The organism is Dyella sp. (assembly GCF_035685805.1).
GTDB lineage: Bacteria > Pseudomonadota > Gammaproteobacteria > Xanthomonadales > Rhodanobacteraceae > Dyella_A.
Window position 1 is genome coordinate 1 of the sequence record NZ_DASSAB010000026.1, and the last position, 21,081, is coordinate 21,081.

At 68.4% G+C, this 21,081-nt stretch carries 16 protein-coding genes; 3 read left to right on the forward strand and 13 right to left on the reverse strand.

Annotated features, from left to right (window positions below):
• Positions 1-891: 891 nt before the first annotated feature.
• Positions 892-2,274 (reverse strand): L-serine ammonia-lyase, encoded by a 1,383-nt coding sequence (locus VFG40_RS05585; protein WP_324895764.1) that lies wholly within the window; start codon positions 2,272-2,274, stop codon positions 892-894.
• An 86-nt stretch (positions 2,275-2,360) separates the two neighbouring features.
• Here VFG40_RS05585 and VFG40_RS05590 point away from each other — a divergent pair, with 86 nt between their 5' ends.
• Positions 2,361-2,600 (forward strand): glutaredoxin family protein, encoded by a 240-nt coding sequence (locus VFG40_RS05590; protein WP_324895766.1) that lies wholly within the window; start codon positions 2,361-2,363, stop codon positions 2,598-2,600.
• Positions 2,601-3,625: 1,025 nt separating this feature from the next.
• Here the strand turns inward: VFG40_RS05590 and VFG40_RS05595 are convergent.
• The 11 genes from VFG40_RS05595 to VFG40_RS05645 all read right to left on the reverse strand — a co-directional run bounded on the left by VFG40_RS05595 (position 3,626) and on the right by VFG40_RS05645 (position 13,143).
• Positions 3,626-4,399, reverse strand: coding sequence for a S1 family serine peptidase (locus tag VFG40_RS05595; RefSeq protein WP_324895768.1), 774 nt, complete (start codon positions 4,397-4,399; stop codon positions 3,626-3,628).
• Positions 4,400-4,688: 289 nt separating this feature from the next.
• Positions 4,689-5,789, reverse strand: a complete 1,101-nt coding sequence (locus VFG40_RS05600; protein WP_324895770.1) for a YaaC family protein — start codon at positions 5,787-5,789, stop codon at positions 4,689-4,691.
• 283 nt (positions 5,790-6,072) lie between these two features.
• The gene (locus tag VFG40_RS05605) at positions 6,073-7,437 is read right to left on the reverse strand and encodes a DUF697 domain-containing protein (protein WP_324895772.1); all 1,365 of its coding nucleotides are present in this window, start codon (positions 7,435-7,437) and stop codon (positions 6,073-6,075) included.
• An 8-nt stretch (positions 7,438-7,445) separates the two neighbouring features.
• Positions 7,446-7,994 (reverse strand): YceI family protein, encoded by a 549-nt coding sequence (locus VFG40_RS05610; RefSeq protein ID WP_324895878.1) that lies wholly within the window; start codon positions 7,992-7,994, stop codon positions 7,446-7,448.
• 11 nt (positions 7,995-8,005) lie between these two features.
• Positions 8,006-8,587: a cytochrome b gene (locus tag VFG40_RS05615; protein ID WP_324895773.1), complete on the reverse strand. Its 582-nt coding sequence runs from the start codon at positions 8,585-8,587 to the stop codon at positions 8,006-8,008.
• Positions 8,584-9,177 (reverse strand): YceI family protein, encoded by a 594-nt coding sequence (locus tag VFG40_RS05620; protein ID WP_324895774.1) that lies wholly within the window; start codon positions 9,175-9,177, stop codon positions 8,584-8,586. The genes VFG40_RS05615 and VFG40_RS05620 overlap by 4 nt, the downstream gene beginning before the upstream one ends.
• 154 nt (positions 9,178-9,331) lie before the next feature.
• Complete coding sequence (locus VFG40_RS05625) at positions 9,332-9,541, reverse strand: hypothetical protein (protein WP_324895776.1); 210 nt, start codon at positions 9,539-9,541, stop codon at positions 9,332-9,334.
• A gap of 27 nt (positions 9,542-9,568) precedes the next feature.
• On the reverse strand, positions 9,569-10,228 hold the full coding sequence (locus tag VFG40_RS05630; RefSeq protein ID WP_324895778.1) for a hypothetical protein: 660 nt from the start codon (positions 10,226-10,228) through the stop codon (positions 9,569-9,571).
• Positions 10,221-10,445 (reverse strand): helix-turn-helix transcriptional regulator, encoded by a 225-nt coding sequence (locus tag VFG40_RS05635; RefSeq protein ID WP_324895780.1) that lies wholly within the window; start codon positions 10,443-10,445, stop codon positions 10,221-10,223. Before VFG40_RS05635 ends, VFG40_RS05630 begins: the two co-directional genes overlap by 8 nt.
• 78 nt (positions 10,446-10,523) lie before the next feature.
• Complete coding sequence (locus VFG40_RS05640; protein ID WP_324895782.1) at positions 10,524-11,444, reverse strand: TraB/GumN family protein; 921 nt, start codon at positions 11,442-11,444, stop codon at positions 10,524-10,526.
• Between the two features lie 223 nt (positions 11,445-11,667).
• The gene (locus tag VFG40_RS05645; RefSeq protein ID WP_324895784.1) at positions 11,668-13,143 is read right to left on the reverse strand and encodes a GTPase; all 1,476 of its coding nucleotides are present in this window, start codon (positions 13,141-13,143) and stop codon (positions 11,668-11,670) included.
• Between the two features lie 207 nt (positions 13,144-13,350).
• Between VFG40_RS05645 and VFG40_RS05650 the strand changes: the two genes are divergently transcribed.
• Entirely contained in the window at positions 13,351-16,884 is a 3,534-nt protein-coding gene (locus VFG40_RS05650) for a hybrid sensor histidine kinase/response regulator (RefSeq protein ID WP_324895786.1), read from the forward strand.
• 74 nt (positions 16,885-16,958) lie between these two features.
• Positions 16,959-20,558: a hybrid sensor histidine kinase/response regulator gene (locus VFG40_RS05655; protein WP_324895788.1), complete on the forward strand. Its 3,600-nt coding sequence runs from the start codon at positions 16,959-16,961 to the stop codon at positions 20,556-20,558.
• Between the two features lie 27 nt (positions 20,559-20,585).
• Here the strand turns inward: VFG40_RS05655 and VFG40_RS05660 are convergent, their stop codons facing one another.
• Positions 20,586-21,008, reverse strand: a complete 423-nt coding sequence (locus tag VFG40_RS05660; RefSeq protein ID WP_324895790.1) for a DNA polymerase III subunit chi — start codon at positions 21,006-21,008, stop codon at positions 20,586-20,588.
• Between the last annotated feature and the right edge of the window lie 73 nt (positions 21,009-21,081).

Genomic DNA, 21,081 nt, shown 5'->3' on the forward strand with positions numbered 1-21,081 from the left:
CATCAGGGCCATCGGCCCCACGTCGCGGCGGATGGAACTCTGGTTTGCCATCGATCAACCCCTGTGCGGCGAGGATCGCCGCTATCGAAAACCACGATAGTGGCAAAGTGGGCCGGGGCTGTCACGCCGCGCCGGCACCCCGGGCGTTCGCATCTTTGCCGCGGTGGCGCGACCGCACGCGCCGTGGGACGCGCCGCCGCCGACGGCCGGCCACCTCACCGCGCCGCACCATTTCCACGGCACCGGTCCTGCGGACGGCGGGCGCACTCCAGACGCCAGCCGCTCCTCCCGCGCACGCTCCAGCCGCCAATCCCGCGCACGGGCCGGCCGTCACTCCCGCCCGCATCCCAACCGTCACTGGCGCCACGCTCCAGCCCCCGCGCCCCCGCGCTGACGCGCCCCTCACCAGCGCATTCCCGGCCTTCACCCGAGCGCATTGCCAGCGCTCACCCGCGCCCCCGGCCGTCATTCCCGCGCACGCGGGAATCCACCTTCGCTTGCACGCTTCGCTTGCATGCCCCGCGCACCAGCCGGCTCCAGGCACCGTCGCCCCCAGCCGCAGCGGCAGGCTGCAGACACAGACTTCAACCGGATGCCTTCGCGCGCGGGGACTGCCGCCACTCGCCCCGCTACCGCGGCGGTGCGGGCGTTGCCCGCATGACCTTCGCCGTCTCAGCCGCGCGCCAGGCGCAGGTGGCGGCCACCCAAACCCGCGCGTCCGACGCGCAAGCCCCCGCGCACCTACCTCCCCAACCCGCCCTCCTGGCAATCATGGCGAACGTCGCCTGCAGCACGCGCTCGCCGCCTGGAACGCGATCCGTGCAGGTGGACGCCGCGCAGCCGAACCCGTTCACCGCACCGGCGCACGGGAGCGCAGGCGCGCCTCCACCCTCAGCATTCGATAACGTTCACCGCCAGGCCGCCGCGCGAGGTTTCCTTGTACTTGTCCTTCATGTCGCGCCCGGTGGCGCGCATGGTGGCGATCACCTTGTCCAGCGACACACGGTGCTTGCCGTCGCTTTTCAGCGCCATGCGGCTGGCGTTGATAGCCTTCACCGAGCCCATCGCATTGCGCTCGATGCACGGGATCTGCACCAGCCCGCCGATCGGGTCGCAGGTGAGGCCCAGGTTGTGCTCCATGCCAATCTCAGCGGCGTTCTCCACCTGCCACACGTTCCCGCCCAGCGCCGCGGTGAGGCCGCCGGCGGCCATCGAGCAGGCCACGCCCACCTCGCCCTGGCAGCCGACCTCGGCGCCGGAGATCGAGGCGTTCTCCTTGTAGAGAATGCCGATCGCGCCCGCCGTCAGCAGGAAATCGACCACGCCCTTCTCGTCGAAGCGCGCGCAGAAATGCTTGTAGTACATCAGCACCGCCGGCACGATGCCGGCCGCCCCGTTGGTGGGCGCGGTCACCACGCGACCGCCGGCCGCGTTCTCCTCGTTCACCGCCAGCGCGTACAGGTTGACCCAGTCCAGGATGGTCAGCGGATCCTTCAGCGCGGCCTCGGGCTGATTGCGCAGCTCCACCGCCATTGCCGGGGCGCGCCGCGCCACCTTCAGCCCGCCCGGCAGCACGCCGGGTGAGCGCAGCCCGCGGGCTACGCAATCCTGCATCGCCTGCCAGATCGTCAGCAGGCCGGCGCGGGTCTCGGCCTCGGGCCGCCACACGCTCTCGTTGGCCAGCATCAGCTGGGCAATGCTCAGCTGGTGCTTCTCGCACAGCGCCAGCAGCTCGTCGCCGCTGGAGAAAGGGTAGGGCTGCTCGGTGGTGTCGGCCACGATGCGGTCCTCGGCCGCCTCGTCGTGGTTCACCACGAAGCCGCCGCCGACCGAGTAGTAATCGCGCGTGGCCAGCTCGGCGCCGTCGGCGTCGTAAGCGGTGAAGCGCATGCCGTTGGTGTGGAACGGCAGCTTCTGGCGCTTGTTGAAAATCAGGTCGGCCTTCTCGTCGAACGCGATCTCGCGCTTGCCCAGCAGCATCAGCCGGCCGCTGGAGCGGATGCGCCTGAGCGCCTCGGGAATCGCGTCCGGATCGACCGTGTCCGGGTGCGCGCCCTCCAGCCCCAGCAGCACCGCGGTGTCGGTGCCGTGGCCGCGGCCGGTCATGGCCAGCGAGCCGTGCAGTTCCACCCGCACGCGCGCCACCCGGTCGAACACGCCCTTTTCCTCCAGCCAGCGCTCGACGAAGCGCGCCGCCGCGCGCATCGGCCCCACCGTGTGGGAGGAGGACGGCCCGATGCCGATCTTGAACAGGTCGAAGACGCTCACAGCCATAGGAAAAACAACGCAAAGTCGGGGAGAAGGGGTCGGCTATTCTACGCGGCATGCCCGTGAGGGCGTCTGTACGCAGGCGTGTGTTGATGAGCCACCTGATCCTCTACCAGCGCGACTACTGCCACCTGTGCGACCAGGCGCTGGCGGTGATGGCCGAGGCGCGTGCGCCGGATTTCGATAGCGCCTGGGTGGACGACAGCGCGGAGCTGGAGGCGCGCTACGGCACGCGGGTGCCGGTGCTGCGGGATGTGCGCGATGGGCGGGAGTTGGATTGGCCGTTCGATGCGGGGCAGGTGCGCGCATTCCTGGCGCGGCCGGCGCAGTAGGTCTGTCCGCCTGTCATGGTGCAGCGTGCATGGCGGGATCGTCCCGCCAATGCCGACATCTTCCTAGCCGTCACCCAGCGAAGGCTGGGGTCCAGTGTCTTTTTTCGTTGTGCGCCTTCTTGTGCCCGTGGAAGGAGCAACGGCGTTTCGAACCGCTTCGCGGCCCGAGTCACTTTCTCTTGCGTGGCCAAGAGAAAGTAACCAAAGAGAAGGCCACCCCGCTTGGCGCTTGCCGGGCATCCCTGCCCGGCAAGTCCGTGAGCCAAGGCCGGGCTTTTCGACAGGACTCCTGTCCTGACGAAAAGGAGCCGACATCCCTGTCGACTCCCCTGCGGGCCTCATCGACCCCACCTCACCGCCGCACAGGGGCCCCGGTAGAGCCGCGGGCCATCCTGGCCCGCACTCGGAACGCCACAGCTGCGCAGCGGCGAAAGCCGTAGAACCGAGAGCAAGAAAGCCCCGCTGCGAGCGGGGCTTTCTAATATCGCGAATGTCTCAATTCGGCCAGAAGCAGCCGGTCAGCGATCAGGTTAGCCGGCTCGGGCTTGGCCAGCGTCCTCGTCGGACCCATTATTACGATATCCGATACACGTCCTCTGACTCGCTATACGATGCAATGCCAGATTCTCGCAGCCTATTCCATACTTTCGTCGCATCACTAGTACGGTAGACGTTGCCGCCCCCCATACGAGGACTGGATGACACAATTCTTCCAAGCTCCCTATGTATCGCCGGCAATAACGCATCTGGTATTCCCATTGCGACATATGCTGGCTCTCCGTGGTGATACATTGCGGTCACTCTAACTTCTGCATCAGATACTTCTGAGACAGTTATTTCGAATGCTTCGTTAGATGCTAGCGGCGGGTTCGATCTTACCCGGTAGCACCACTCTTCTCGTAGGTCGTCCTTAGTCACTGAATACTGATAAGTTCTCGAGAGCCCGTCGCGACCAATGCACGTAATGGCTTCCATAACTCCTCCCAATGATGAGTTAAGCGGCGCGCATCAGCGGCAGCAAATTGTTAGAACTCAAGTCCACTTCCCTCACAAGCTCTTTCCAAGAGCTCCCCAGAAAACGGGAAGGCCCATATCCAATTCTCTGTACCGGGAAGGTCATCAGGTCCAACATCACCGAACCCCCGACCTTCGAACAGAATGCCTTGAAACTCGTAGTTGTGATCACCGGTCAGGGCAAAGACAGGGCCTCCGCTCATTCCGCCAAATCTATGCTCTGGGCCGGGCTGATCAAACGCATCTTGCAGAATTATCTTTCGGTCGGAAATACCGTGGCATGTTGCTACGACATGAAAAAGCCGATGCGACATCGTTTGGGGACTAACAACCTTCCGATGCGAACCGGGAAATCCGACCGCCAGTCCTTTCGAACCTGGCGCCAATAGTATCGGGGTCGATTGATTCAGGTTGATCGGGGTCTTGTCGCTACCATCCAAGAAGCATTCAGGCAAGCGAAAGATAGCAAGATCGAAGGGCACATGGGGATCATCTTGAGTGAAACGCGCAATTGGCATGGCACGAATTTGCTCATGTTTCTGCAGCGCCACAAGAAACACGTATTGATCGGTTTTGTCTTCATAGGCGTCGATCGCCTTCTTTACCACATGCTCGTTGGTGACGCCGAACAGGTGCCCTTTGTACCGAAGGAAAGTCAGAGTACCTTGGCCCTCGATGAAATTGTCGCTTCCTTTCCAGATGAGATTGGACAGCGTCCCGTAAAACAAGGCAGCGCAGTGGGATGCAGTGGGGCGCGATATCTCACGAGGCAGCTTGGTGTCCATTCCAGTTCTAACTAGCGAATATAAGGGCCGGCAGATCCGGGCATACACAATTGGTTATGCCAAGAGAGTCTGGCGCACCCCATTGCTCTTTCACGAGCTTATCATTGCCACGCCCGGGTAACAATCGGAGATATAAACGGATGGCGAGCCGTAGCCTTGAAGTGGCCGCTTTGGGTCGGAAGCGGTCTTCGACAAGGTGGAATTTCACTCCTTGACTCGCTACTAGGTAACGCGCATCCGCCCGGTAGCCCGAATCACAGCTTTGGAAAGCAGACTCATCGGCATCGTCTTAGTTAAGAAGAAGATGGGTAACTAGGGCAGGAAATCGTCTTGTAACATTGTCAAGAAATTGCTCGATCACTGGCAGTAGCATGTCGTCAACAGGCCTGTTGGAAATCGGCTGCCTATAAACACAGGCGGTCCAAATGTGGGGGAAATAGCGAACTAAAGAGCTGAGTCCTAGAAGAGAAGCGAGCATCAGGCTGAACTCGGAAACTTGGTCGCCGTCGATGCCTTCTACGTAGGCTTGGGTTCCGCCCCAGCCTCCCGCCAAAGGCGCGAAGTGGTCGAAGGGGTCGAATGCGACTCCAGGCGTATCGCAGCGATAGTGGCTTGCACTGTCTGTCAGAGGTGCGAATTCATGAGTGTCGGGCACAATGTTCTCGAACTGCAATACCGAGTTGTCCCAAGCCTTATCGGCAGCCTTGAGTCGCCATTGGCTCAAGAATGGAACCCTGTTTCTCACTGAAGTGATGACGCCTTGCAGCGATTCGGCACCATCATATAATTGCGGCACATAGATCCTAACGCCAAATCCGCCTTGACTATAGGTGTCGCTGTCAAATTGGAGATGTTGAGCCTTTGATGGTTTTCCAGTGCATAATTCGTAAACGGATTTCAAGTCAGGAATGCGCGAGAAGCAGTCGCTTAGTGTCAGCTCCAGATTTCCTAGTTTAACGGATGCTGTCGTCGGGATGACCTTCGATCGGGCGCTTGTGCCCTCGAAAAACTGAACATGGTTCTGCGATGCCACAACGTCGTTGAACTGCTGAAATAGCCCGAAGCCTTCCGCTTGAATGCAGAATTCAGCAATTTTTTCGCTGTGCTTCGCGGAGCATCGAAGTCCGTGGGACTGGCGCAAGTCCTCCGGCCTGCATCCTGTAAACGCGATCACAAGTGCCTTTGCATATGCGGCGGCACCGTAATAGAGCAGCAGAGGTTTTGTTTCTAATGTCGCGGAAGAAGCCGACTCCCAGAACAGACGACCATGTAGAAGGCACGACGCTGCGAACGACTTTTGACTGTCGTTAGCGTGGCCGCCCGAGTGTCTTCGAATCCGTTCACCAATTGCCGCACGACCTTCCAAGTAGCGCAAATCGACAGCAGTCATCTGGGGCTCTTCATTGTCGTGCGCATTTGCGGAAGTCCGTCTAGATCTGAGCGGATATGCATAGGGCGAACCTTCATAGTGTTTAGCCTTTACTCCACCGTGAATGTGGGCCTAGTAAACAGCGTTGGCGGTACGACATTCGACGCCAAGACGAGAACCAGCACAGCTACGTAGTGGTCTTCATTGTATGCCCCTCCCTTGGTCTAGAACTCTTCTCGTGGTCGCTTTTGGTCAGGTCCGCTATAGGTCAAAAGCGGTCGCTCACTTGCTTGATGACTCAGGATCAAGCGCTCCGCGCCTTCAAACGCTTGAGTATCTCCTCCCGCGCCTCGCGCAAAATCGAATCGCGATCCAGGCTCGCAACGACGTCCGCCACGGCGCGCTTGGCGCCCTGTTCGCCCCAGGATTTGCCGGCGATCAGATAGCGCTCGGCGGCGCGGCCGATGAGGACGGTGGCGTACCAGCCGAGGGCGCCTTGGGCGGCGGCGGTGGCGACGACGGAGAGGCCGGCGCTGACGCCCTTGAGGGCGGAGGCGACCAGGTGCATGCCCCAGATGGCGGCCATCAGCGCGGCGAGCTGGGCGGAGATGGTGGCGACGAGGCGGCCGGATTCGGCGCGGGTGAGCGGCAGGCCGTAGATGCGCGAGAGCTGCACGACCATCGCTGCGTCCAGGCCGGCGGCGGCGAGCAGGTCGGCGACGGGAATCGGGTTGAGTGCGACCGCCACGCCCTTGGCCAGGCAGTACTGGCGGATCAGCTTGGCTGCCACGGTGCGGCGGGTTTCGGCGATGCGGGCGCTGACCTGGTCGGTGAGGCGGCCGGCGTAGAGGCCGGCGTTGACGGCGGAGAGGGTCTTGCCCTCGCGCGCGGCGATCGCCAGCAGGCGTTCGCGCAGCGAGGCCACTTGCGGTGGCAGGGCCTGTTCGTGGATATGTTCGCGCTGGCGCGCGTCCACCTGCACCACGCGCTGCGGTGCCGGGCGTGCGGCCACGGCGATCACGTCGTGCGGTTGCACCAGGCCGGCTACGCGCTCGCGCAGATGGTCCAGCAGAGACTCGCGCTCGTCGTCGTGGTAGCGGTCGGCCTTGTTCAGCGCCAGCAGCATGGGGCGCTGGGTCTGCGCCAGTGTGCGCAGTGCGTCGAGTTCTTCGCGGGTGAGATCGCCGTCGCAGACGAACACCACCAGGTCGCTAATTTCGGCGACGTCGAAGGCGAGCTTCTCGCGGGCTTCGCCGTCCAGCTCGTTGATGCCGGGGGTGTCGATCAGCACCAGGCCGTCGTTGGCCGCTTCGTCCAGCGTGGCCTGTTCGGCCTCCACCGTGGTGCCGTGCAAAACGCCGACGGTGAACGCCTCGCGCCCCAGCAGCGCGTTGCCCAGCGCCGACTTGCCGGCGGACACGCGGCCGAACACGGCCACGTGCAGCTCGCCGTTCTCCAGCCGCGCCAGCATCGCCTCGATGCGGGCGAAGTCGGCCGCCATCTCGCTGCGCACCGAGGCGGGCACGGCCGGATCGTCGAGCAGGCCGCGCAGGCTCTCGGCGACGCGGCTGGAGGCATCGCCGGCACGGGGCGTGGGTACCTCGGCGGGCGTCGGCGCGGCTGGGCGGAACCAGCCACGCAGGCGCCGCCAGAGCGCATCGCGCTCCATCGCGGCGCTTACTTCGCCGTCAGCTGGAGGTGGCCGGTGACCTTCACGTCGTTGGCGATCACCGAGGTGTCGGCGTAGTCGCCGCCGCCCACGCCGAAGTCCAGCCGCTGCACGGTACCGGCCACGTCCAGCGTGGCGCCGGCGGCTGTGGGTTTGAAGTCCACCGTGAGGCTCACCGGCTTGGTCACGCCGTGCAGGGTGAGCGTGCCGTCGGCGATGACCTGGTTGCCGCTCTTGTGGAAGCCGGTGGTGACGTAGTGCGCCTTGGGAAATTTCGCCACGTCGAAGAAGTCGCTGCCGGGCAGGGCGCTGTCGCGGTCGCCATCGCCGGTCCTGGCGCTGGCGAGGTCCACGGTTACGTCGAACTTCGATGCGTCCAGATGGGCCGGGTCGTAGCTGATCGCCGCGTCGAAGCGCTCGAAGTGGCCGTCGAACGGCGCACCCTGGAAGCTGCCGCTGAAGCCGAGCGTGCTGCCGGCCGGTTGCATCGCGTAGTCCGTGGCCGAGGCGGCTGCCGGCAGGGCAAGGGCGCACACGAGCAGGGCAAGGCGATGGATGGCGTGCGTTTTCATGGGGTGTCTCCTTCGGGCGGGGCGACGCGGCGCGGACGGCCAAACGGAAGCATCCGGCGCAGCACGTTGTCGTTGTCGAACACGTGGTGCTTGAGCGCCGCGCCCACGTGCACCACCAGGATCAGCAGCAGCGCCCAGAACAGCAGCTCGTGCACTTCGTGGACGGTCTTGGCCAGCGCTTCGTCCTTGCCGGCGATGGCCGGCAGGTTGAACAGCTTGAACCACTGCAGCGGAAAACCGCGCAGCGAGTTGAACCACCAGCCGGACAGCGGTATCGCCACGATCATCAGGTACAGCACGCCGTGGGTGGCGTGGGCGGCGAGCTGCTGCCAGCGCGGTGCCGGCTCCTCGCGCGGGCGGCGGTCCAGCGCGCGCCACATCAGCCGCAGCGCGAACAGCGCCAGCACCGTCAGGCCGATCGACTTGTGCCAGGCGTACACGCTGATCTTGCTCATCGACGGGGCCATGTCGGTCATCAGCAGGCCCCACACGCCGTTGATCAGGATCGCCAGCGCCATGGTCCAGTGGAAGAACTTCGCGACACTGCCCCACTGGTGTTCGGTACTGCGCAGGCTCATGGGTGTTCCTTGCCGCTGGGGGTGGCCGGAGCCGGTGTGGCGTCCGCGCCGTCGTCGCGGATCGCCTCGATCTCCAGCCACACCACCACGTCGTCACCGATGGAGTTGGCGAACGCGGTGATGCCGAAGTCGCGACGGTGCAGCGTGGTGCGGCCGGAGAAACCGGCCACCGTGTGCATGCCGTAGATGGTGGTGGCCAGCCGGTTGAAGGTGAAGGCGATATCCAGTGGCCGGCTCACGCCGCGCAGGGTGAGCGTGCCGTGCAGCACGCCGTGGCGGTCGCCGGTGCGCTCCACCGAGGTGCTCGCGAAATGTGCATAGCGATGCCCGGCGCCATCCAGCAGCGCGGGCTTGAGTACGGCGCGATTCCAGTCCGCGTCGCCCATGTCCAGGCTGGTGAGGTCAATGTCCAGCTCGGTGGACGAGGATGCCCAGTCGTCCGGATCGAACTTGAGCCAGCCGCGGCTCACGTGCAGCCGTCCAAACGGCCGCGAGTAGCCGTCGTGGGTGATGCTGAAAAGCACCTGGCTGTGCACGGTGTCGTAGCGGTAGTTCTGCAGCGCGGCGTGGGCGGGGACAGCCCACGTCACGGCGGCAAGCGCGACGGCGACATGGCGAAGTAAGCGGAGCGAGCCCATCGCCGCAGTCTGGATGATTGTCGATGACGGTTCCAGCGTGCCTCGGCGAACAGATTGTCCTGCCCCGCGGTGGTTGGCCGCAGGGCAGGAGCCGCGCTGCGCCATGCTAGCGGTGGGCGGGCGGCCGCCGGCTCCTGCGGCAGCTCGCCGAAGGCCTTGCCGTGGCCGTCAGCGCCAGCGCGCAGGACACTCCCACGGCAAGCCCCATGGCCAGCGCGGTCAGCAGGCCGGTGCGGCTGGCGCCGGACACGGCGGCGAACATCAGCGTGAAGCCGGCGATCAGCACGGCAAATATGAAAATGCGCTGTCTTTTCATGCGGCATGCCCTCGACGGCGGCGGATCTCAATGCATGCCGCGTCGGATCGACAGCGTGGCGCTCACCACCAGGTACACGGCCATCATCACCACCAGGGCGTCCCACAGGCTGGCCGCCGGCAGCAGGCCGAGCTTCTCGCCCGATGCCCACAGCAGCAGCGCCGACTGCAGCACCCAGAAGCAGATGATCGAGCCGTCGGCCACCAGGGCGCGCAGGAACTCGTCCGACTGGCGCCAGATGGCGTAGTTCCAGAACGTCTGCAGGGCGAACAGCCCCACGATCAGCGCCATCGCAGCCATGCGCATGGTGCTGGATGCACCGCCGGGCAGCAGCCCCACCAGCACCGGCAGCGCGAGCAGCACGCCGGCGAGCAGCAGCACGACGCTTTGTGTGCGGTAGAAGCGCATCTGCGCCGGCGTGGCAGGACGCGGTTCGGCCGGGTCGGCCATGCGTCCGGCGATGCGGCGGTTGGAACCGGCCACCAGGATGGCCAGCCCGGTGGCGATCATCCACGCGGCAATCGCCAGGGCGGCCACGTCCGACCACGCCAAGTGCAGCCCGGGCGCGCCGTGCTTGACCAGCCGGCCGACGAGATAACCGAACGGCGCACCGACAATCATGCCGGCCACGGCCAGCACGGCAGTGTTGCGGCGCTTGCGTGACTTGGTAGCGGCTTCGTTATTCATGTTGGGAGGCTCCCGTTGCAGGGGTGAGATCGGGCCGGAAGACGGCCTCGACCGTCTGTCCGAACACGTCGGCAATCTTGAAAGCGAGCAGCAGGCTGGGATCGTGCTTGCCGGTCTCGATGGCGTTGACCGCCTGGCGCGACACGCCGATGCGGTCGCCGAGCTCGGCCTGGCTCCAGCCCTGTTCCGCGCGCAGCACGCGCAGCCGGTTTTCCATGGATCGTTTCTCCGCGAGGGGTCGCCGTGACGGCGACCTGGGGCAGCACCGCGCGAGCGCGGCGCTGCCGCCGTGGGCTTACTGCACCCGTTCGACCGTGTAGCCGCGCTGGGTCAGCAGCGCCTGCACGCTGTCCGGCCCGCCGTTGAGGTGCGCCGCACCTACCGCCACGAAGCTGGTGCCCTGGCCTTTCAGCCGCTGGTCCAGCGCGTCCGCCCAGGCGCGGTTGCGCTGGACGATCAGCGTGTCGTAGAGCGCCGGCGACTGCTTGGCCATGTACTGGCTGGTGATGCGGGCGATCGTCGGCACGTCGCCCGCCTGCCAGGCGGTGACCAGCTGGTCGAGCCGCTTGGCGCCGCCGTCGACGTCGTCCAGCGTGGCGCGCAGCATCGCCACTTCGGTGGCCTGGGGCATGTCGGCGAAGAAGTGCATCTGCTGCTGCATCGTCTCCAGCCCGCGCACCGGCTTGCCCAGCTCAGCCGACTTGGCCTTGAGCTTGATCTCGACGCCGCTCTTGGGGTCGTAGCCGGCCTGCAGCAGCGGCAGCGTGGCCAGCGACAGGCTGACCAGCCACGGGCGCATCGGCTCCAGCGCCTTTTCGCCGGCAGCGATGCCGGCAGCCTTGGCCGCCGCGTCCACCCGGGCGAGGTCGGCAGCATCGACCTTGCCCGACAGCGGGTGCGCCGGATCCAGCCCGAGCGACTGGATCATCGGCTGCAGCTTGGCCGCGTCATCGGCATCGGGTACTTCGAGCCAGAGGTCGTCGCTGGCGGCGAGCGCCTTGTCCAGCGCCGGCGTGTCCCACGGCTGCGCGGGGCGCAGCACGTGCACGGTGCCGTAGAGGTAGATGCTGGCGTGCGGCCCGGTCACCCGCCACAGCGCAGGGTCGGCCGCGGCCACGGTAGAGCACAGCAGGGCGCCCAGCCCCAGCGCGAGGCGCAGCAGGCGGGTGGAGAAACCGGAACGGCTGGCGCGGGTGGAACCGCTGGCAACGAGCATGGCGAGCACTCCGTGGCATGGATGGTGGAAGGCGCAGCGATCGCGCAAATGGAAGGTCGACGCGACATTGTGACAAGCAAACCTTACATTTGCCGCGACGCAGGTGTCAAGTAGGCCTTACATTGTGTCGTGATGACCTGACTTGGCGAGAGGGCGGTCCGACGCCGCGATGCAGGTGCCGTCGTCTCGGCGGCCGGGTTCGCGGGATCGGCCGCGTGCCTGATCAGTCCCGGGCGATGCGCGGCGCGCGTTCGCGCAGGGCGTCCGCCGTGAGCGTGGCCATCGCGGCAAGCCGGGTGCGGTTGCCGTCGGTGAGCAGGGTTTTCAGGCGGTCGCCCGCGTCGTGCTGGTCCAGCGCATGGCGCTCGCTGAGCGACGCGGCCAGCGCGCGACCCATGGCATCGAAGATCAGCGCGTAGGCGAATGCGTGCAGCACGCCACCGCCCAGCGTGCCCAGGCCCGGGAACGCCTTGAGCGCGTTGCCGGCAATCGCCAGCACGATCGAGCTGCCGGTACGCACGGTCAGCCTGGCCTGTTGCACGAAATCGTCGATCTGCACGTCGCTCACGCGCACCTCGTACAGCGCCGCCAGCTCGCGCGTCAGCGCTGCGGCGAGCGCGCCCTGGATCAGCAGGTCGCTGCCCGGTGCCACCGCGGCCATCGCGCCGACCACCGCGCGGCGGGCGTATCGGCGCACCACCTGCTCGGCCTGCTCGCTGCGCGTGCGCGCCTCGAGCGAGCCGGTACGTTCGTGCAGGCCGGCCAGCACGGCGTTCTCCCGCGCCGGCTCCAGCGCGTCCGCGCCCGGCGCGGTGAGCCGCGACAGTGCCTCGAGCAGGGGCCCGATCGCCGGCGCGCGCTGGCGCTGCACCCGTTCCGATCCCCCATCGTGCGCGAGCCGGCGCTGGAACTGCTCGCTGCCGCCGGCGCTGATCGCCACCACCGCGGCGGCCTCGGGCACGCGCTCGCGCAGGCGGTGCAGGAGCTGGTCCAGCTCGTCCGCGCGCCACTGGTCGGCCTTGTTCAGCGCCAGCAGCAGCGGCTTGCCGAACCCCGCCAGCCAGCGCACCTCCTGCGCCTGGCTGCGGCTGAGGTCGCCGGCGCAGAGGTAGACCACCGCATGCGCGCGCAACGCCTCGTCGCGCGCCAGCGCCTCGTGCGCCTCGCCGCCGGCCTCGCGGCTGCCGGGCACGTCCGCCAGCACCAGCGTGCGGCCGTCGGGGAGTTGCCCGTCGACGTGCGCCACCTGGCGGGTGGTGCCGCCGCGCACGTCGCTGGGTGCGATCGCCTGCGGCGCCAACGCGCGCAACAGGCTCGACTTGCCGGTGGAAATTTCGCCGAACAGGGCAACGTAGACGCGGCCGCTGGTCTTTCGCCGATCCAGCTCGCCCAGTTCATGCTGCAGCGGCTGCGTGTCGGCGCCGTGCTCGCCCAACCGCACGATGCGCGCCTGCAGGCTGGCGCGATCCGGCGCGCGCACCGGCCGCCGCCGGGGCGCGGGCCGCAGCAGCCACCACAGCACTGCCAGCCCGAGCGCAGCAAACCCCGCCAGCGCCGCCCCGAGGGTCCACTGCAGCCAGCCCGGCAGGGCGAGAAAACGCTGCGCCAGCGCCAGTGCGCGCTCGGCCGCGCCAAACAGCAGCCACAGCAGGGCGGCGATGGCGATGGCGGCGAGCAGCAGGCGCAGGCGACGGGACATGCCCCGATTCTAGGTGCAGCTCCCAGGCCCCTGTCATCGCGGGCAGACGCCATGGGTCGGCGGAGCGGGCTTTTTTTGGCATCATCTGCCGCTTGCGCCAGTCCGCGGGGAGCGTGTTGCGGCGGCGCAGGGCTGTAGGGGATACGTCTTATGCGGGCGGTTTGGCTTGGAGGATGGTTGGCGCTGCTGACAGCGGCCGGCACCGCCGTGGCTGCCCCTCCCGCAGGCTCGCCCGCGGCGTCGCCCGCCGTGGTGCCACCGGCGCAGGCATTGCCGCTGGCCACGCCGCAGTTTCGCCGCTACGGGCTGGCCGACGGCCTGCCCGGCGCGCTGGTCTACGCGGTGGCGCAGGATCACCAGGGCGCCATGTGGTTCGGCACCACCAGTGGTCTGGCCCGCTACGACGGCGTCGGCTTCACCGTGTTCCGCCATGACGTGGCCGATCCCGATTCGCTCGCCAGCAATCCCATCTACACGGTGACGGTGGATCGCGCCGGGCGCGTGTGGGCTGGCGGCGTGTCCGGCGGCCTGAGTCGCTACGAGCCGACCCGCGGCGGCTTCACGCACTGGCAGCACGACGATGCCGATCCGGCCAGCCTGTCGCACGACGAGGTGTGGTCGATCGCGCAGACGCCGGACGGCCAGCTGTGGGTGGCGACCGAGGGCGGGCTCGATCGGCTGCGCGAGGATGGCCGCCACTTCGACCACGTGCAGGACACCACCCGGCCAGCCGGTGCCGGCGACCGTGGCCTGGGCACCACCCGCGCGCTGCTGGCCGAGGACAACGGGCGCCTGTGGATCGGCACCGAGCAGGCGATCTACCGGCGCGACGGCGACGGCAGCCTGCATCGGGTAACGCTGGATCCGTCGCTCCGCGGCACGCCGGGCAAGATCTGGCGCATCGAGGGTGGCGGCAACGATGTGCGCATCGCCACCAGCGACGGGCTGCTGCAGATCGGCGACGACGGCGTCGCCCGACCGATCTCGCCGCAGCTCGATGGCGTGCGCACGATGAGCAGCCAGCGCGACAAGCGCGGGCGGCTGTGGCTGGGGACCAAGGACGGCGCGTGGTTGCGCGAGGCGGACGGCCGCTTCCGCGCCTTCCCCGGCCACCCGCTGCTGCCGGGCGGATTCCCCGCCGACTGGATCTGGCAGATCGCGCGCGATCGCGAAGGCGGCCTGTGGTTTGCCGTGGCCGACGGCGGCGTGGCGTACCTGGGCCCGAACTGGGACGGCTTCAGCCGCATGACGCACGTGCCGGACGACCCGGCCAGCCTCGCCACCACCGCCGCCGAGGTGGTGCAGCTCAGCCGCGACAACCAGCTGTGGGTGGGGGAGGTCGGCGGCATCGACAAGCTCGACCCGGCCACCGGCCACGTCGAACACGTGGTGCGCCACCTCGACGACTCGATCATCTCGCTGGCCGAGGACGCACGCGGCCAGCTGTGGGCGGTGGGGCAGGGCGCGCTGTACGTCGTGGCCGACGGCAAGGCGGTGCCGCTGGACGTCGGCGCCGACGGCCCGTCGCGACCCAACCGCGTGGTGGCCGCCAGCGACGGGCGCATCTTCGTCGCCTCCTGGGGCGACGGCATCTTCGCCATCGACACCCAGACCCGCCAGGTGCAGCCCGTGCCGATGCCCGACGGCGACCTGCTGCGGCAGGTGTCGGTGCTGTGCACGCGTGCCGGCGAGCCGTGGTATGCCACCGCCGGCGGGCTGCTGCGCTACGACGCGGACCAGCGCCGGATGGTGTTCGTGGAGGGCGTGCCGCGGCGGTTCGTGGTGGCCGTGGCGATGGACAGCAGCGGTTTCTGGGTGGCCTGGGAGAACGCGCTGGAGCACTACCGCTATGTCGACGGGCGTGCCCTGCGCGACCAGGTGGCGCCGGTGCCGGTGGACTGGCAGAGCCGCGACATCCTGGGCATGCGCGCCGACCGCGAGGACCGCCTGTGGCTGTTCGCCAACCAGGGCCTGTGGCGGTTCGAGCCGTCCAGCGGGCGGTTCACCCGCTTCGGCGCGCAGGACGGCCTGCTCGATGGCGAGTTCGACAATGACCGCACCGCGCTGCTCGCCAACGGCATGATCTACGGCGCCACCAAGAGCGGCGTGGTCGGCTTCAGCCCGGAGCGACTGGCCGCACGGCCGCCGCTGCAGGTGGCGCCGACGGTGGCGGTGAGCGCGATCTCGGTGCGTCGCGACGGCGCGATGCGCGCGCTGCCGCTGGATGGGCGGCAGGTGTCGGTGGGCTGGCACGATCGCGACCTGCGGATCGTGGCGCGGGTGTCTTCGTACATCAATCCGGCGGCCAACCGTTACCGCTTCCGGCTGCGCGGTTTCGACACCGACTGGGTCGACGTGGGCGCCCACGGCGAGCGCGAGTTCGCCGGCCTGGGCGCCGGCCAGTACACGCTGGAGATCATGGCCGCCGGCCCGGCCGGTCCGTGGGGCGCGCTCGCCGTGCCGCTGTCGATCCAGGTGCAGGCGCCGCCGTGGCTGCGCTGGTGGGCCTGGCTGGCCTACGCGGGCCTGCTGCTGCTGGGCGCGGTGTCGCTGGCGCTGGCCTGGCGCCGCCGCGTGGCGCAGCGCCACCGGATCCAGCTGGCCGAGCAGCAACGGTTCCTGGCCGAACAGGCCAGCGCCGCGAAGACCCAGTTCCTGGCCACGCTGAGCCACGAGATCCGCACGCCGATGACCGGCGTGATCGGCATGGCCGAGCTGCTGCTGACCACGCCGCTGCAGCCGGACCAGAACGACTACGCCCAGGCCATGCAGCGATCCGGCGTGATGCTGCTGAAGCTGCTCAACGACGCGCTCGACCTGGCGCGCATCGAGGCGGGCCGGTTCGAGCTCGATCCGGCGCCGTTCTCGCCGCGCCAGCTGCTGGCGGACATCGCCCACCTGATCGGTGCGCAGGCCCAGGCCAAGGGACTGGAGTTTGCACTGCAGATCGCCGACGACCTGCCCGCCACGCTGGTCGGCGACGTGGTGCGGGTGGAGCAGGTGCTGCTCAACCTGACCACCAACGCGGTGAAATTCACCGAGCGCGGGCGCGTCACGCTGGGTGCCGAGCGCTACCGCGACGGCGTGATGTTCAGCGTGCGCGACACCGGTCCGGGTATTCCGGAGGCCAGCCAGTCGCGGCTGTTCCAGCGCTTCGAGCAGGAGAACGGGCCGCAGCGGCGTGCCGGCAGCGGACTGGGCCTGGCGATCTGCCGCGAGCTGGTCACGCTGATGCGCGGCTCGATCGAGCTGGAGTCGCGGCTGGCGTACGGCAGCACCTTCCGCGTGCGCCTGCCGCTGCGCGAGCCGATCGACCCGGTGGCGCTGGCGCCGGCCGCGGGCGCGCGGCGCCAGCGCGTGCTGCACGTGCTGCTGGTGGAGGACGACGTCACCGTGGCGGCGGTGATCCGCGGCCTGCTCGAGCGCCAGGGCCATTCGATCACCTACGTCGGGCACGGCCTGGCAGCCCTGGTCGAGCTCGGCAACGGACCGTTCGACGTGCTGCTGCTGGACCTGGACCTGCCCGGCGTGGACGGCTTCCAGCTGGCCCGGTTGATCCGCCAGCGCGAGCAGCCGGGCGAGCACCTGCCGATCGTGGCGATCACCGCCCGCGCCGGCGGCAACGAGGAGGTGCTCACGCGCGAGGCGGGCATGGACGGTTTCCTGCGCAAGCCGCTGTCGGGCGACCAGCTGGCGCGGGCGATGGACCTTGCGATCGCCGCCGCCGCCGTGCCGGCCTGAGAGCGGACCACACGATGCCGCGGATTTGGCATCATCGGGCCCGGCCGTCCGCTGGACGGCACCGGGGAAAACACATGCGGGCATGGCTGGTGGTGTTGCTGGGAATGGCGTGGTTCGCCGCCCCCTCGCCGGTCCGCGCGTTCGATCCGCCGGTGGCAAGCGGCGCGCTGCCCACGCCGCAGTTCCGCCGCTACGGCTCCGCCGACGGGCTGCCCAGCAGCAGTGTCTATGCGGTGGTGCAGGATCCCACCGGCGCCATGTGGTTCGGCACCAAGGGCGGGCTGGCGCGCTACGACGGCGTGCAGTTTGAAACCTTCCACCACGTGGCCGACGACCCCGGCTCGCTGCCGCACAACACGGTCGGGTCGCTGCTGGTGGACCACCAGGGGCGCCTGTGGACCGGCGGGCTGGAGGCGGGCCTCAACCGGTATCTGCCGGCCACCGGCACCTTCGCGCACTGGGCGCACGATCCGGCCAATCCGGCCAGCCTGGCCACCGACAAGGTGTGGACCATGGCGCAGACCGCCGACGGCACGCTGTGGGTGGGCACCGAGGAAGGCCTGGACCGGATGCGTGCCGACGGCACGCACTTCGACCACCTCGCGCCGCCGGCGGACGCGGGTACGCCGGCGCGCTTCGGCGCGGTCGCCTCGCTGTTCGTGGATCGCCATGACCGGTTGTGGATCGGCAGCGCGCACGGCGTGTTCCGGCGCGAGCCGGACGGGCGCATCATCGCGATCCACGCCGAGCAGCCGACGCTGATAGACGCCTGGTCCATCGACGGCAATGCCGGCGACGACGAGATCCGCATCGCCGCCACGCGCGGGCTCTACCTGGTCGGCAAGGACGACGTGGCGCGTCCGTTCGAGGTGCCCGGCCTGCCGGCCACCAACATCATGAGCAGCGTGCGCGACCGCGACGGCCGGCTGTGGATCGGCACCCAGCGGGGCCTGTACCTGCAGCAGGCGCCGCACCAGCCGTTGATCGCGGTGATGGACAAGCCGGTGCTGTACGGCAACCTGCCCGGCACCTGGATCTGGAAGATGATCGTGGGCCGCGAGGGCGGGCTGTGGATCACCCTGTTCGACGGCGGCGTCGCCTACCTCGCGCCGGGCTGGCACGGGATGAGCCGCTACACGCACATTCCCGACGAGCCGGAGAGCCTGCGCGACTCGATGGCCACCGCGGTGGCCCACGCGCGCGACGAAACCGTGTGGGTGGGCGAGCGCGGCGGCCGGGTGGACAAGCTCGAGCCATCGACCGGCCGCGTGCAGCACGTGCTGTCGGGGCTGTACGGCGACGTGGTCGGCATGACCGAGGACGCCCAGCACAATCTGTGGATCGCCACCAAGGGCGCGCTCTACCGCTATGCGGCCGGCAAGCTGGACGAGGTCGATCCCGCGCATGCGCACTTCAGTCGCCCGCTGGAGGTGGAAGTGGGCCCGGATGGACGTCTGTACGCGCGCACTTTCGGCGAGGGCCTGTTCCGCATCGACCAGCGCACGTTGGCGGTCAGCCCGGTGCCTATCGTCGGCGCCACCGAGAAGGCGCGCTGGGGCAGCCAGATGACGCTGCGCTTTGGCGTGTTCTGGTACGCCGGCGACGGCGGCCTGCTGCGGCTGGATGCCCGGCACGAGCATTTCGAGCCGGTGCCGGGCGTGCGCAACGATCGTCCGGTCGACGCGTTCGACACCTCGCCGCAGGGGTTCTGGCTGGCGCGCAGCGATGGCCTGGAGCACTACCGGCTGGTCGGCGACGCGCTGGTGATCGATCGTAGTGTGCGCGCGGACGAGGGCTGGCCCTCGATCAACGTGGTCGACTTGCGCATCGATGCGCACGAGCGGTTGTGGATCTTCGGCAGCGACGGGCTGTGGCGGTTCGATCCGGGCACCGGCCGCTTCCGTGCGCTGGGGCTGCAGGACGGGCTGGCCAACGGCGAGTTCTTCCGTGGCTACAGCCACCTGGCCGACGGCACCATCTACGCGCCCACGTTCGGCGGCGTGATCGGCTTCAATCCCGACCGCATCGTCGAGCAGCAGAGCACGCCGCCACTGCACATCACCGGCGTGCGTGCGCGCCGCCACGGCAAGCTGCGCGAACTGCCCGCCGACGGCGTGCTGCGGATCGACTGGCGCGACCGCGAGATGAGCGTGGTGGCGCGCCTGTTCTCCTACATCGACCCCACCGCCAACCGTTACCGCTTCCGCATGGTCGGGCTGGACCAGGGTTGGGTGGAGGTAGGCAACCGCGGCGAGCGCGAATTTGCCGGACTGGTGCCCGGCGACTACACCCTGGAGGTGATGGGCGCCGGCGCCAGCGACCGCTGGGTCACGCTGGGCGAGCCGCTGCGCATCCACGTGGCCGCGCCGCCGTGGGCGCGTTGGTGGGCCTGGCTGGCGTATGCGCTGAGCGCGGTACTGGTGGTGGCCTGGGCGCTGTGGCTGTGGCAACGGCGGTTGGCGCAGCGGCACCGGCTGGCGCTGTCCGAACAGCAGCGCCAGCTGGCCGAGCAGTCCAGCGCGGCCAAGACCACCTTCCTGGCCACGCTGAGCCACGAGATCCGCACGCCGATGACCGGCGTGATCGGCATGGCCGAGCTGCTGCTGTCCACGCCGCTGCGCGCGGAGCAGAACGACTACGCGCGCGCCATGCAGCGCTCCGGCGCGATGCTGCTCAAGCTGCTCAACGATGCGCTCGACCTGGCGCGGATCGAAGCGGGCCGCTTCGAGCTGGAGCTGGCGCCGTTCGATCCGCGCGAACTGCTGCGGGACGTGGCCGACCTTACCGCGGCGCAGGCGCAAGGCAAGGGCATCACCTTCGAGCTGCAGGTCTCGCCGACGCTGCCGCCACGGCTGCTCGGCGACGCGATGCGGATCAAGCAGATCTTGCTCAACCTCACCGGCAACGCAGTGAAGTTCACCGAATACGGCGGCGTGGTGCTGGCGGCGGAGTCCACCAGCCACGGCGTGACCTTCAGCGTGCGCGACACCGGCCCGGGCATTCCCGAGGCCAGCCAGTCGCGCCTGTTCCAGCGCTTCGAGCAGGAGCGCGGGCCGCGCCGCGGCGCCGGCAGCGGCCTGGGGCTAGCGATCTGCCGCGAGCTGGTCACGCTGATGCACGGGTCGATCGAGCTGGAGTCGCGGCTGGCCCACGGCAGCACGTTCCGGGTACGCCTGCCCCTGCAGGAGACCACCGAGGTTCCGCCGCCGGAACCCGCCGCGCCGCCCGCGCCACCGGCCGCGGCCGTCGCCGACCATCTGCGCGTGCTGCTGGTGGAGGACGATGCGATCGTGGCGGCGGTGATCCGCGGCCTGCTCGACGGCCAGGGACACACCGTGGTGAGCGCGGTGCACGGCCTGGGCGCGCTGGCCGAACTCAGCACCTGCGCCTTCGATGTGATGCTGCTGGACCTGGACCTGCCCGGCGTAGACGGGTTTCAGGTGGCGCGACTGGTGCGCCAGCGCGAGTCGGGCCATCGGCGGCTGCCGATCGTGGCGATCACCGCGCGTTCGGGCGGCGACGAAGAGGTGCGCTCGCTGGCCTCGGGCATGGATGCATTCCTGCGCAAGCCGTTTTCCGGCGCGCAGCTGGCGCAGACCCTGGCGCAGGTGACGGCGTGGCGGTCGGCGCAGGACGCTCCGGAGCATCAGGCAGGGGCGCCGGCAGAGAGCTGAGCCTGCGTGCCCGGAGCGGGCGCGCGCTTACATGTCGAACTTGTTCACCTCGAACCCGCGCCGCGCGTACTCGCGCCAGCGGGCGCGCGAGCCGGTGCGTTCGGCCTCGTCGGCGGCGACCACTTCCAGCACGCGCTCGAACGTCAGCGTGGGGCACTCCTCGCGCAGGTTGATCACCAGCGGGCGGTCGGCCGTCTCCACGCCCGGCGGCACGATCAGCACCGCGGTGTCGGCATCGTCGTCGTCGCCGGCCAGCTGGTGCGGAAGGAAGGCGTCCTCGTCGAACGACCACAGCAGGTCGTCCACCGCCTCGGCCTGCTCGAAGTCACGCACCAGGATCAGCGTGGGCTGCTGTGCCGCGAATGCGCGCTTGGTCAGCTCGCACACCAGCAGCAGCGGCTGCTCGCGGAAGCGCGGCTTGTCGATCAGGTAGAAATCGGCGCGGGGCATGGGGTTACAGCGCAGGGAACGGGGAACGCGGAACGGGGAACGTGACCAGGGTGCGCAGTCGCCACTTCGGCGC